The following is a 12971-nucleotide window of genomic DNA, read 5'->3' as shown; positions in this document are numbered from 1 at the left end:
CCGGCGATAGCGGCCCCGAGGTGCGGGACCGCTATCGCGACGGTAAAGCAGGCTAGTTATTAGCCGTTGTTTTGCGGGAAGCCGAGGTTGATTCCACCGTGGCTGGGGTCGAGCCAGCGGCTGGTGACAGCCTTCTGACGTGTGAAGAAACGGATGGCGTCAGGGCCATAAGCCTTCGTGTCACCAAACGCGGAGTCCTTCCAGCCACCGAAGGAGAAGTACGCCACCGGAACGGGGATCGGAACGTTGATGCCGACCATGCCGACCTCAACTTCGCGCTGGAAGCGACGAGCCGCTCCACCATCGTTCGTGAAGATCGCGGTGCCGTTTCCGTACTGCGAGGAGTTGATCAGTTCGAGACCCTCTTCGTAGGTGGCGACGCGAATGACGCTGAGCACCGGTCCGAAGATCTCGTGCTTGTAGACATCGGAGTCGGTGGAGACGTTGTCGATCAGTGTCGGGCCGAGCCAGAAGCCGTTGGCGTCGCCATCGATCTCAATGCCGCGACCGTCAACAACAACGGAAGCGCCATCGGTCTCAGCGAGCTCGATGTAGCTGGCGACCTTGTCACGGTGCTGCTCGGTGATGAGCGGCCCCATGTCGCACCCGCGGGTTCCATCACCGGTGCGCAGCGTCGCCATGCGCTCGCTGACCTTGGCGATGAGTTCGTCAGCAACGGGCTCAACAGCAACGACGACCGAGACAGCCATGCAGCGTTCGCCCGCGGAACCGAAACCGGCGTTGACGGCAGAGTCGGCAACGAGGTCGAGGTCAGCGTCCGGAAGAACCAGCATGTGGTTCTTGGCACCACCGAGAGCCTGAACGCGCTTGCCGTGGTGGGCAGCGGTTTCGTAGATGTACTTAGCAATCGGGGTGGAGCCAACGAAGGAGACGCTGGCGACATCCGGATGCTCAAGAAGAGTGTCGACGGCGAGCTTGTCTCCGTGAACGACGTTGAATACACCGTCGGGGAGGCCGGCCTCGGTGAAGAGTTCTGCCATCCACACGGCGGACGACGGGTCCTTCTCGCTGGGCTTCAACACAACAGTGTTACCCGCAGCGACAGCCATCGGGAAGAACCACATCGGCACCATGGCCGGGAAGTTGAAGGGGCTGATGATCGAGACAACACCAAGCGGCTGCTGCAACGAGTACACGTCAACACCGGTCGAAACGTTTTCGCTGTACTCACCCTTGCTGAGCTGAGCGATGCCACAGGCGAAGTCGAGAACTTCGAGGCCACGAGCGATCTCGCCAGCAGCATCCGAAAGAACCTTGCCGTGCTCGGCGGTGATGATGGCGGCAAGCTCATCCTTGCGAGCATTGAAAAGCTCACGGAAAGCGAACATCACGGCGGTGCGCTTGGCAAGCGACGTGTTACCCCACTCGGGGAACGCAGCCTTTGCAGCGGCAACACCAGCGTTGACATCAGCGACGGATGCGAGAGGAACGGTGCGTGCGACGGCGCCGGTTGCGGGGTTGAAGACATCGCCACGGTTGGGCGAGTCGCCCTCGGTAGCGGCGCCGTTGATCCAGTGCGGAATCGTGGAGTACATGGGCCTACTTTCGTCGGAAGTAGCCCCAGTCTGCGACCTTTGCGATCTGCGATCAAGACCTATTAGCGCACGGGCAATCTGCAAAAACGCACAGCCAGTGCACGGGCGTCAGCGGCCGACGCCTAGCGGGACTAATTGAGGGGCAAAAGCTCAGAACTGCGACGGGCAACTTCGCGGTGCAAAGCGGCCCGGACCAGCTGAACTGCCTCGACATCCGCGGCCTCTTTTCGCACCGAAAGAGCGAACTCGAGGCGGAAACTGACCTCGTCGGGCAGCACCGCAACGAGCCCTGGTTCGGGCTCGGCCATGAACGCGTGCAGCAGCCCAATGCCGGCTCCCTGACGGGTGGCCTCGAGCTGCGCAAACACACTCGTAGAACCGAAGCCCACGCGCATACCGCCGAGCACCGGGGCGAGGTCGAGCTCGCGAACCGTGAGCAGGGCATCCACGTAGAAGACCAGCGGATGGGCGTCAAGATCGGCCACCGAACGGATCGGCGGATGCGAAGCCACGTAACCGGGCGAGGCGTAGAGGCGCAGCGCGTACGCGGCGAGCGGTTCGGAGGCGAGGCGAGAGGTCGCCGTCGTACCGATTGTGATCGCCAAGTCGAAGCCAGCTCCACGCAAGCTGAGGGGGCGTGTTGAGGTCACCAATTCGACCGTGATGGATGGATGCTCCGCCTGCACCGCCGCGAGCGCTGCGGTCACAAAGGTGGCCCCGAATCCATCGGGCGCCACGATGCGCACGGTGCCGCGCACTTCGTCGGCACTGCCGCTCGTGGCACCGACCACGTTTTCGACGATGTTCTCGAGACCTGCGGCACGCGTGGCGACTTCGCGGCCAATGGTGGTGAGTTCCCAGCCGTCGGCGCCGCGGTCGAGCAGACGCACGCCGAGGGCAGCCTCGAGGCGATCGATGCGGCGACGCACGGTGGTGTGGTCGACGCCGAGCAACGTGGCGGCAGATACCATCCGGCCGGCGCGCGCTACGGCAATGAGGTAGCGCAGATCGTCGGTGCTCACATCGAGCGGATGCACGGAGTCGCTGGCCATGCCCTTAACCCTAGGGGCGCGTCCAGAGGGGCGCGACCGGGCTCCTCCCCCGCATTGCTCCCGGGAATGTCCGTGCGGGCTGGCACACTGACGGCATGGATCCTGTTGTTGCTCTCGTTGTTGGCCTGCTCGTTGGCGCAGTGCTCGGTGTTGTTATTGGCCTGTTGATTGCGCGCGTGCGCTCGACCGCCCCCACCGGCCAGGTTCCGCCCGAGGTTCTCGAGGCACGCCATCAGGCCGCGATCGCCCAGGTCACCGCTCAGGAGCGGGAACAGCAGTCGCGTCTTGCCGCCCAGCTTGCGTCCACCACTGCCCGAGCGGATGCCCTGAACGAGCAAGTGGCGTCGCTGCAGTTGCAGTACCGCGAGACTCTCGATCGCCAGCGCGACGATGCTGCGGCTCTTGCCGAGCGCGAGCGCCGCGAGTCGAAGGTGCTGCAGGCTCTCACCCCGGTGCAGGAGACACTGCGCACGATGCAGAACAAGGTCACCGAACTGGAATCGCAGCGCAGCCAGCAGCACGGCGAACTAAGCCAGCAGCTCAAATCGGCCACGGAATCCGAAGAACGTTTGCGCAGCACCGCCGAGTCGTTGGCGTCAGCGTTGCGCAATAACTCCACCCGTGGCGTCTGGGGTGAAACCCAGTTGCGCAATGTTGTGCAGGCTGCCGGCCTCATCGAGCGGGTCGACTTCGACGTGCAATCGAGCATCACCTCGGATGCCGGTGCCGGCCGCCCTGACATGGTCGTGCACTTGCCCGGCGGCAAGAACATTGCCGTCGATGCCAAGGTGCCGTTCACCGCGTTCTTGGAGGCGAGCCAGATCTCGGTTACGGCAACCGGAGAGGAAGGTGCTCGTCGCGAAGCCCTCATCAAGCAACACGTGAAGGTGATGCGCGGCCACATCGACACCCTTGCGAGCAAGGCCTACTGGGCGGGGCTCGACGCCTCCCCCGAACTCGTGATCGCATTCATCCCCAGCGAGTCGCTCGTGTCGTCAGCGATGGAGGCTGACCCCTCGATCATGGATTACGCCTTCAACAAGCGCGTCGCCCTCGCTTCCCCCGTCACCCTGTGGTCAGTGCTCAAGACAGTCGCGTTCTCCTGGCAACAAGACGTGCTGACCGACCAGGCCAAAACCCTGTTCGACCTCAGCAAAGAGCTCTACCAGCGCCTCGCGACGCTCGCCGAGCACGCCGACAAGCTGCGCCGTTCGATCGACACCACCGTGAACAGTTACAACCAGTTCGCGAACTCACTCGAAAGTCGCGTACTCGTCACGGCCCGCAAACTCAACGCGCTCGACGAATCCAAAGTGATCGGCGACACCCAGCTGGTCGAGGGCACACCGAAACACATCACGGCCGCCGAGCTAGAGCTTTAGTGGTCGAGCCACTTCTCCGCGAGGTGGTCAGCCGAAATGCGTCGGATCGTCCCCGAGTGTGAACGCAAGACGATCGATTCGGTGCGGATGATGGGGCCGTAACGACGCACACCCTTCACGAGTCCACCATCGGTAACGCCAGTCGCGACGAAGAACGTGTTGTCGCTGGCGACCATCTCGTCGGCGGTGTAGACGTGATCAAACTTGAGGCCCGCATCCATACCGCGCTGGCGCTCGTCGTCAGACTGCGGGTACAGGATCGTTTGAATCTCGCCGCCGAGAGCCTTGATGGCACAGGCCGTGGCGACGCCCTCAGGGCTGCCGCCGATACCGACACACATATCGATGCGTGTGCCATAGAGTGCCGCATTGATACCGCCAGCGACATCACCATCGAGCATGAGGCGCGTTCCGGCACCCGTCTCGCGGATGTCTTCAATCAGTTGGGCGTGACGCGGACGGTCGAGCACCGCAACAACAATGTCTTCCGGGGCCTTGCCCTTGGCCTTAGCGAGCGCACGAATGTTCTCGCCAATGGGCTTGTGGATGTCGACGACACCAACACCCTCAGCACCGGTGACGATCTTGTCCATGTAGAACACGGTCGAAGCATCAAGCATCGTGCCACGGTCAGACACGGCAATCATCGAGATCGCGTTCTGGCGACCAGCAGCCGTCAATGACGTGCCATCGATCGGGTCAACAGCGATATCGCAGGCGGGGCCACGGCCCGTGCCGACGTGTTCACCGTTGAAGAGCATGGGGGCGTTGTCTTTCTCGCCCTCACCAATGACAACGAGACCGTCGAAGTCGACAGTGCCCAAGAACTTGCGCATGGCGTCAACCGCAGCGCCATCGGCGGCGAGCTTGTCGCCCTTACCGATGAAGGGAACGGCGCGAATCGCAGCCGCTTCGGTGGCCCGCACAAGCTCGAGAGCGAGGTTGCGATCGGGGTGGAGGAATAGCGTGCCGGTTTCTGTACTCACCTGAGAGCATCCTTCGTTGAGAGTTGGTCGACTGGGGACGCGCCGGTGGTGGTCAGCGCAGCCCCAGTCTATCCGGATCGGTGCACCGCCCCCGGTCGATACCGCAGAGATCGCACTAACGTGCAACAGTTCGCGCCCGTCCAGAGCAGGTGGATAGAATCGACCCGAGCCGGACCAGAGCGGTAGTCGGTACCGCATGAGGAGAGACAACAATGCCCGTCGCAACCCCAGACCAGTACGCAGAAATGCTCGACAAGGCGAAGAAGAACTCCTTCGCCTACCCCGCCATCAACGTTTCGTCGTCGTCCACCATCAACGGCGTGCTCCAGGGCCTCAGCGATGCTGGCTCTGACGGCATCATCCAGGTCACCACGGGTGGCGCAGACTACTTCGCTGGCCAGTCGGTCAAGGCACGCGCATCCGGAGCACTCGCTTTCGCTGCGTTCGTCACCGAAGCTGCCAAGAACTACCCCGTCACGGTTGCTCTGCACACCGACCACTGCCCCAAGAACGCCCTCGATGACTTTGTGTACCCGCTCATCGCGGCATCCGAAGCTGAGGTCAAGGCCGGTCGCAACCCCATCTTCCAGTCGCACATGTGGGATGGCTCGGCTGTTCCCCTCGACGAGAACCTCGCCATCGCGCGCGAGATCCTTCCCCGTATGAAGGCCATCAACTCGATTCTCGAAGTTGAAATCGGCGTCGTCGGCGGAGAAGAAGACGGTGTGAGCCACGACATCAACGACAGCCTGTACACGACGCTGGATGACGTTATCGCTACCGTCGAGGCGCTCGGCCTCGGCGAGCAGGGCCGCTACATCGCAGCCCTCACCTTCGGCAACGTGCACGGTGTGTACAAGCCCGGCAACGTGAAGCTGCGCCCCGAACTGCTCGGCGAAATTCAGGCAGGTATCGCCGCGAAGTACGGCACCGACGCCAACCCCCTCGACCTCGTGTTCCACGGTGGATCGGGATCGACCGATGAAGAAATCGCGACCGCCGTGGCTAACGGCGTCATCAAGATGAACATCGACACCGACACCCAGTACGCCTACAGCCGCTCGATCGCCGACAGCGTTCTGCGCAACTACGACGGCTTCCTCAAGGTTGACGGCGAAGTTGGCAACAAGAAAATTTACGACCCCCGCGCCTGGGGCAAGACAGCAGAGTCGGCTCTCGCCGCTCGCGTTGTTGAAGCCACCAAGCAGCTCGGTTCGGCTGGATTCTCCAGCAAGTAACGCTCCACACGGATGGGGGTTGGCCTTCGGGCCGGCCCCCATTTGTCGTCAAGGTGACGACCCGCTGCTGCCGCCGCTGCGGCGATGCCCGGAGGCTGCGCTACTGCTGCTGGATGCTGTCGACGTAGGTCATGAAGCCAGGGTCGCTCAGCACGGCAACGAAGATCGCGACGAGCATCGCGAGCGTGGCGATCGTGGCGCCCACGAGCGGAATCCAGAACGCGATCCGCTTACGCTGCACTTGAATGAGCGCAAACACGATCGTGAGCACGAGAGCGACAACGCGCACGATGTTGGCGACCGCTCCGGCTTCGGCGGCAGCCTCGTCCGCAGCAAAGCCGTCGAAGCCTTGAGCCGCGAGGCCTTCGCGCAAAATCGGCCCAAGGTTGGCGATCGTTCCGAAGCTGTTGATGACATCCACCACTCCAAAGAGCAGCAGCGTGGCCGTAAGGAAAACATCCCACATGCGCTGTTTGCGCTCGGGCGGAGCCGTCGGCGTAGACGCCGGGATCACATTCGGCACTGCGGTCTGCACCGTGGGGGCTGGGTACTGTGCTCCCGTGGTGGGCTCCGTTACCCCTTCGGGCGCAGCGGGTGGCAGCGGTGCGTATTCGCCATATTTCGGGCGAGGGCGGGGATCAGTCATTAATCCTATTGCCAATCAAGTTTGCGGTTGCGGCCACCGAGGCCGCGCTCGTCGGGGTTGCCGTCAGCGTCGGTGCGCAGTTCTTTTGGCAGCGAGAACATGAGGTCTTCCTCCGCCGTGATCACGGTCGAGACATCGCCGTAGCCTGCCTCGGCGAGGTCGGCGAGAACTTCTTGAACGAGAACTTCGGGAACGGATGCTCCGCTGGTTACGCCAATCGTCGCGACACCCTCAAGCCACTCCTGCTTGATTTCGCTCGCGTAGTCAACGCGGTAGGCGGCCTTGGCGCCGTTCTCGAGCGCGACATCCACGAGGCGCACGGTGTTGGAACTGTTGGCACTGCCGACCACGATCACGAGTTCTGCCTCTTCGGCAACCTTCTTGATGGCGACCTGGCGGTTCTGCGTGGCGTAACAAATGTCGTCACTCGGCGGGTCTTGCAGTGTGGGGAATCGTTCGCGCAGCAGGCGAACCGTCTCCATCGTTTCGTCGACGCTTAGCGTGGTTTGAGAGAGCCACACGAGGTTGTCAGTGTTTTCGACAACGATGTTGGGCACGTCGGCGGGGCTGTTGACGAGGATGGTGCGCTCGGGCGCGTGGCCCATCGTGCCCTCAACCTCTTCGTGGCCATCGTGGCCAATCAGCAAGATTTGGTAGTTATCGCGGGCGAAGCGCGTCGCTTCGCGGTGCACCTTCGTGACGAGCGGGCAAGTGGCGTCGATCGCGTGCAGCTCGCGGTCGGCGGCGCCCTTGACGACAGCGGGCGAGACGCCGTGGGCGGAGAAGACGACGGTTGATCCTTCGGGAACTTCTTCAACCTCATCCACAAAAATGGCACCCTGCGCTTCGAGCGTGGTGACGACGTGGATGTTGTGCACAATTTGCTTGCGCACATAGACGGGAGCACCGTAGTTGGCGAGCGCTTTCTCGACCGCGATGACGGCGCGATCAACGCCCGCGCAGTAGCCGCGCGGGGCTGCCAACACGACGCGCTTGGCTCCCGCAACCGGCAAATTCTTCAATTGCTCTCGGCGGGCGGGCATCGGGGGCATCGCTAGCGCTTGGGCGCTTCCGTTAGAAATGGTGCTCACAGAAAAGATTCTACCGAAGACTGCTGCACGAACGCCGAGCGGAGGGCAGTATCAGCGGCATCCTCTACCCTGTAATCACAAGCTTGAGGAGGCTAGGTGACGATCACAGAGGGCCCGCCCACCGTCGATACTCCGTGGCCGGTATCAGTTCTGTCGCAGAAGATTCGCGGCTGGATCGAACGACTCGGCACCGCGTGGGTCGAAGGCGAGATCACCCAGTGGGGTGGCTCGGGCGGCAACATCTACGGCAAGCTCAAAGACCTTGAAGTGGATGCCACCATCTCGTTCACGATTTGGTCGTCGGTGCGCACCAAGCTGCCCAAAGATCTCAAGCAGGGCGATCGCGTTGTTGCCCTCGTCAAACCCAACTACTGGGTCAAGGGCGGCACGCTCACGATGCAGGTGCTCGAAATGCGCCACGTCGGGCTGGGCGATCTGCTCGAGAAGCTCGAACTGCTGCGCCAAAAACTGCGCGCCGAGGGTCTCTTCGAGCACAAGAAGCCTCTCCCCTTCCTGCCCAACTGCATCGGGCTCGTTACCGCTAAAGACAGCGACGCCGAGAAAGACGTCATTCGCAACGCGCAGTTACGCTGGCCCGCGGTGAAGTTCCGCACCGCGCACGCTGCCGTGCAGGGCGCGCGTGCTGTCTCTGAGGTGTCGCAGGGCATCCGCGAATTGGATGCCGACCCCGAGGTCGATGTCATCATCGTCGCCCGCGGTGGTGGAGATTTTCAGAACCTGCTCGTGTTCAGCGATGAAGCGTTAGTGCGCACGGCCGCGGCCTGCGTTACTCCGCTCGTGTCGGCGATTGGGCATGAGAACGATCGACCGCTGCTCGACGAGGTTGCTGATTTGCGGGCATCCACCCCCACTGATGCGGCAAAACGTGTCGTGCCGGATGTCGCAGAGGAGTTGAGTCGCGTGCAGCAAGCGCGCGCCGGAATGCGGTTACGCATCACCCAGCGCTTGGGCTACGAGGGAGATCGCTTGGAGTCGCTGCGCACGCGGCCCGTGCTGGCGAACCCGCTATCACTCGTCGACGCGCACGCCGATGAACTCTCGCGCTACGTGTCGCGCAGCAACGAGCTCATGGAGCGGGCGATTGAGAAGGCGCACTCCGGCGTTACCGAACTCACCGGCCAGTTGCGAGCCCTCTCACCGCAGCGCACTCTGCAGCGCGGCTACGCGATCGCACAACTGCCCGATGGCACTGCGGTGCGCTCTACCGCGGACGCCCCCGATGGCACCGAGCTGCTGCTCACCGTTGCCGACGGCAAGATTTCCACCACCGTCTCCGGCCAGCCGGCAGACCACTAGAGAACAGTAGAATTACATCGTGGCTACCCCCAACGAAACCCCCGTCAGCGAGCTCAGCTATGAAGAGGCTCGGGATGAGCTCATCTCCGTGGTGAGTGAGCTTGAGCAGGGTTCGGCAACGCTCGAACAGTCGCTCGCGTTCTGGGAACGCGGCGAGGCTCTCGCTCAGCGCTGCGAAGAGTGGCTCGTTGGTGCCCGCGCTCGACTCGACGCCGCCCGCACGGCCGGTCTGGGCGACGACGCCAACTCGGGCGACAACCAGTAATGGCCAAGAGCAACGGGCCGCGCGAAGTCGCCGGTCTGGGCCGCCCCGAAACTCCCGAAGAGACCTTCGCGCGTAAAGCCGAGACCTCTCGTAAGCACCGCGCTAATCAGACGACGCTCAACCTCGTGGGCGCGACCCTTGCCTCCCTCGTCATCGTGTTGTTCTTGGTGCTCGTCGTCGTGCGCCCCAGCACCGAGACTCCCGTCACGGCCGACTATGAACAGATCGCCGCAGACGCCCAAACCAACGCGAGCGAACCGCTGCTCGCGCCTGCGACTCCCGACGACTGGTACGCGAACTCGGCCCGACTCGGCACCACGTCATCCGTTCAGACCTGGTACATCGGCTTCATCACGGGCGCTACTGACTCCGCTTCGGCTCAGTTCATTGCGCTCGAGCAGGGCATCGAGGCGAACCCGACCTGGCTCGGCATCGTGACGGATGGCGCCCTCGCCACCGAAACGACCACTATTGACGGCATCCAGTGGACAATTTACGACCGTCGCTCTTCCGCTGACACCGGAAACTACGCATACTCAATGTCGGCAGAGATTGGCGGCAGCACGGTCGTGCTTCACGGCACCGCCGCCGATGCAGAATTCGAACTACTCGCCGCAGCGATCGCTGCCGACTCGGAGGCGCAATGACGAACCCCACCAGAACACCAGCACAGGTCTGGAATGAAATGGCACGTGGCAACGATCGTTTCGTTGCTGGCGAGCCCGCTCACCCCCGTCAAGACGTAGAACGCCGCACCGAGCTGGCCAACGCTCAAGCGCCGCATGCGGCACTGTTCGGCTGCAGCGACTCGCGTCTCGCCGCCGAGATCATCTTCGACAAGGGCCTCGGTGACCTCTTCGTCGTGCGTAACGCCGGCCAGGTCATCTCAAGCTCCGTTGTCGGGTCGCTTGAATATGCCGTGAGCGTGCTCAACGTGCCGCTGATTCTTGTGCTCGGCCACGACGAGTGCGGCGCGGTTGCAGCGGCCATTGAATCGCAGACCGAAGATGCTCCGGCGCTGCCCCCACACATCCAAGAGCTCATCTCGAAAATCGTGCCCGCCGTTCGCCGGGTAGCCGGTAGCGACACTGGCACCGTAGAGGTGGAAAACATCAATGCTTACGACGTTGGTCGCATCCACTTGCGCGCCACCATCCTTGAGTTGATGAATGCGTCTGAACTCATCAGCGACGCGGTAGCCGCCGGTACGCTTGCAGTAGTAGGCGCCAACTACCGTTTGCTCGAGGGCCGAGCAGTTCCCGACCTCGTAATCGGAACGGTTTAACGCTTCCACCACGTTCACACACCACATCGCTCGCAAACAAAGGATTACAACGCTGTGACGAGTTCCACCGAATACCGCATCGAACACGACACCATGGGCGAGGTACGTGTGCCCAAGGATGCCCTCTACGGCGCTCAGACGCAGCGTGCTGTCGAGAACTTCCCCATCTCGGGCACTGGCCTCGAGCCGGCTCAGATCGTGGCTCTGGCTCGCGTTAAGCGCGCCGCTGCGATCGCCAACAGTGAACTCGGAAAACTCGATTCTGGAATTGCGGATGCCATCGTGGGCGCCGCCGACCAGATCATCGCCGGCCAGCACCACAACCACTTCCCCGTCGACACCTACCAGACCGGTAGCGGCACCTCGTCGAACATGAACATGAACGAAGTTCTTGCTCGACTGGCCACCGACTCGCTCGGAAGTGCCGTTCACCCCAACGACCACGTCAACGCTTCGCAGTCGTCGAACGACGTGTTCCCCACTTCGGTGCACCTCGCCGTCACGGGCGCCCTCATCGGCGACCTCATCCCCTCGCTTGAGCACCTCGCTGCAGCCCTCGACGTGAAGGCTGAACTGTGGAAGGGCGCTGTGAAGGCAGGCCGCACCCACCTCATGGATGCCACGCCCGTCACGCTCGGCCAGGAGTTCGCCGGCTACGCTCGCCAGATTCGTCTCGGCATCGCCCGCATTCAGTCGGCTATCCCCCGCGTTGCCGAGGTGCCTCTCGGCGGCACGGCCGTCGGTACCGGAATTAACACTCCGCTCGGCTTCCCGCAGCGCGTCATCGAGATCCTCGCCGAGAACTCCGGCCTGCCGATCACCGAAGCGGAAGATCACTTCGAAGCTCAGGGCGCTCGCGACTCCCTGGTCGAGGCATCCGGCGCTCTTCGTGTGATCGCCGTCTCTGTCACCAAGATTTGCAACGACCTCCGCTGGATGGGCTCAGGCCCCAACACCGGTCTCGGCGAACTGCAGATTCCCGACCTTCAGCCTGGCTCGTCGATCATGCCCGGCAAGGTCAACCCCGTCATTCCCGAGGCCGTGCTCATGGTCTGTGCTCGCGTTATCGGCAACGACGCGACGATCGCCTGGGGCGGAGCATCCGGAGCCTTCGAACTCAACGTAGCGATTCCCGTCATGGGAACCTCGCTGCTCGAGTCGAGCCGCCTGCTTTCGAACTCGCTGCGCGCCCTCGCCGACAAGACCGTTGACGGTCTCGAGGCAAACCTCGAGCGTGCGCTCGCTCTCGCCGAGTCGTCGCCCTCGATCGTGACACCGCTCAACAAGATCATCGGTTACGAAGCCGCCGCCAAGATTGCCAAGCACTCCGTCGCGCAGTCGATGACCGTGCGCGAAGCCGTGATTGACCTCGGCTTCGTCGAGCGTGGCGAAGTCACCCTCGAACAGCTGGATGCCGCCCTCGACGTTCTGTCGATGACGACGCCTGGCTAACCTTCCGAATCCGCCATCGCGAGTAGCGTTCCGTCGAGAGCTTCGACGGAACGCTCTCCGATCGGATCGTTGAGTCGAACCGGAATCAGAACTGACCCGGTCAGGTCCTCCCCGATGGGGCAGGCAGCGACATTGTCTGGCTTCGAGCCATCGCTCGGGTTGGGCAAACCGTATTGCACCGACAACTGCACGCGCTCGGGCGTCTCAATCGCCACGACACGACGCGGGACACAGAGCAGCGGTCCGCGCACATGGATCACGACATCCGCCCGGCTAATGATCGAATCTGTTTCGGCTGGCTCGCTGCCGATGTAGCCCGGAATGTTTGTTGTTCCGAGCCGCGAGAATGGTTCAAGATCGAGCAGGTAGAGCGGCGCTCGTTCTTCATCGTTGACCGGCAAGTAGCTCTCGATCGGAACATCGACGAGCGTGGCAGCGGGCTCGGTGGCCGCCTGGAACGTGCGATAAACGAGCAGAGGCGTGGGCGCCCCCCCACATGCTTTCGATATCGCCGACGAGCCGCGAATTTTGAGGCTCGCGCGCCGCCGTACCGACCATGGCGAAGACCACCATGACGAGGGCGAGAACGAGCGCGGCGGTGGCAATTATTTGGCGGTACGCATAAGCGGCGCCGCCTGGTTCAGAACTGTGAGCGTTCGCCACCGACCACGAAAAGAGGCTGCGCCACTGATTTCGGGGCG

13 protein-coding genes are annotated in these 12971 nt (G+C 62.8%); 7 read left to right on the top strand and 6 right to left on the bottom strand.

Going from position 1 to position 12971, the window contains the following annotated elements; all coding sequences use genetic code 11:
* Window positions 1-59: 59 nt before the first annotated feature.
* Together CLV85_RS11225 and CLV85_RS11220 are read right to left on the bottom strand one after the other, a co-directional pair.
* Window positions 60-1556 carry a CoA-acylating methylmalonate-semialdehyde dehydrogenase gene (locus CLV85_RS11225; RefSeq protein ID WP_100389707.1) on the bottom strand — a complete coding sequence of 499 codons (1497 nt, stop codon included), beginning with the start codon at window positions 1554-1556 and terminating at the stop codon, window positions 60-62.
* Between the two features lie 131 nt (window positions 1557-1687).
* The gene (locus CLV85_RS11220; protein ID WP_100389706.1) at window positions 1688-2608 is read right to left on the bottom strand and encodes a LysR family transcriptional regulator; all 921 of its coding nucleotides are present in this window, start codon (window positions 2606-2608) and stop codon (window positions 1688-1690) included.
* 95 nt (window positions 2609-2703) lie between these two features.
* On the opposite strand from CLV85_RS11220, the gene CLV85_RS11215 reads away from it, so the two are divergent.
* The gene (locus tag CLV85_RS11215) at window positions 2704-3990 is read left to right on the top strand and encodes a DNA recombination protein RmuC (RefSeq protein ID WP_100389705.1); all 1287 of its coding nucleotides are present in this window, start codon (window positions 2704-2706) and stop codon (window positions 3988-3990) included.
* Here CLV85_RS11215 and glpX read toward each other — a convergent pair.
* Window positions 3987-4976 (bottom strand): class II fructose-bisphosphatase, encoded by a 990-nt coding sequence (gene glpX / locus CLV85_RS11210; protein ID WP_100389704.1) that lies wholly within the window; start codon window positions 4974-4976, stop codon window positions 3987-3989. The genes CLV85_RS11215 and glpX overlap by 4 nt on opposite strands.
* A 212-nt stretch (window positions 4977-5188) precedes the next feature.
* Here glpX and fbaA point away from each other — a divergent pair, with 212 nt between their 5' ends.
* Complete coding sequence (gene fbaA, locus CLV85_RS11205; RefSeq protein WP_100389703.1) at window positions 5189-6214, top strand: class II fructose-bisphosphate aldolase; 1026 nt, start codon at window positions 5189-5191, stop codon at window positions 6212-6214.
* 100 nt (window positions 6215-6314) lie between these two features.
* On the opposite strand, the gene CLV85_RS11200 is transcribed toward fbaA, so the two are convergent.
* Both CLV85_RS11200 and CLV85_RS11195 read right to left on the bottom strand, forming a co-directional pair.
* On the bottom strand, window positions 6315-6860 hold the full coding sequence (locus CLV85_RS11200) for a DUF6264 family protein (RefSeq protein ID WP_147433371.1): 546 nt from the start codon (window positions 6858-6860) through the stop codon (window positions 6315-6317).
* Window positions 6861-6865: 5 nt separating this feature from the next.
* Window positions 6866-7912, bottom strand: coding sequence for a 4-hydroxy-3-methylbut-2-enyl diphosphate reductase (locus CLV85_RS11195; protein ID WP_100389701.1), 1047 nt, complete (start codon window positions 7910-7912; stop codon window positions 6866-6868).
* Between the two features lie 135 nt (window positions 7913-8047).
* Here CLV85_RS11195 and xseA point away from each other — a divergent pair, with 135 nt between their 5' ends.
* From xseA to CLV85_RS11170, 5 genes are read left to right on the top strand one after another with little or no spacing between them, the layout of a single operon-like run.
* The gene (gene xseA / locus CLV85_RS11190) at window positions 8048-9268 is read left to right on the top strand and encodes an exodeoxyribonuclease VII large subunit (RefSeq protein ID WP_100389700.1); all 1221 of its coding nucleotides are present in this window, start codon (window positions 8048-8050) and stop codon (window positions 9266-9268) included.
* A gap of 19 nt (window positions 9269-9287) precedes the next feature.
* On the top strand, window positions 9288-9533 hold the full coding sequence (locus CLV85_RS11185; RefSeq protein WP_100389699.1) for an exodeoxyribonuclease VII small subunit: 246 nt from the start codon (window positions 9288-9290) through the stop codon (window positions 9531-9533).
* On the top strand, window positions 9533-10180 hold the full coding sequence (locus CLV85_RS11180; protein ID WP_100389698.1) for a DUF4245 domain-containing protein: 648 nt from the start codon (window positions 9533-9535) through the stop codon (window positions 10178-10180). The genes CLV85_RS11185 and CLV85_RS11180 overlap by 1 nt, the downstream gene beginning before the upstream one ends.
* Window positions 10177-10818, top strand: a complete 642-nt coding sequence (locus CLV85_RS11175) for a carbonic anhydrase (RefSeq protein ID WP_100389697.1) — start codon at window positions 10177-10179, stop codon at window positions 10816-10818. The genes CLV85_RS11180 and CLV85_RS11175 overlap by 4 nt, the downstream gene beginning before the upstream one ends.
* Before the next feature lie 54 nt (window positions 10819-10872).
* A complete protein-coding gene (locus CLV85_RS11170) occupies window positions 10873-12270 on the top strand; it encodes a class II fumarate hydratase (protein WP_100389696.1) in 1398 nt (465 codons plus the stop codon).
* Here the strand turns inward: CLV85_RS11170 and CLV85_RS11165 are convergent.
* A complete protein-coding gene (locus tag CLV85_RS11165) occupies window positions 12267-12875 on the bottom strand; it encodes a hypothetical protein (RefSeq protein WP_205030379.1) in 609 nt (202 codons plus the stop codon). The two genes, CLV85_RS11170 and CLV85_RS11165, sit on opposite strands and share 4 nt — an antisense overlap.
* Window positions 12876-12971: the final 96 nt, after the last annotated feature.

Source organism: Salinibacterium amurskyense, assembly GCF_002797685.1.
Lineage (GTDB): Bacteria > Actinomycetota > Actinomycetes > Actinomycetales > Microbacteriaceae > Rhodoglobus > Rhodoglobus amurskyensis.
Note: the sequence above shows the minus strand (reverse complement) of the source record. Positions and strands in the feature narration are given on the sequence as shown.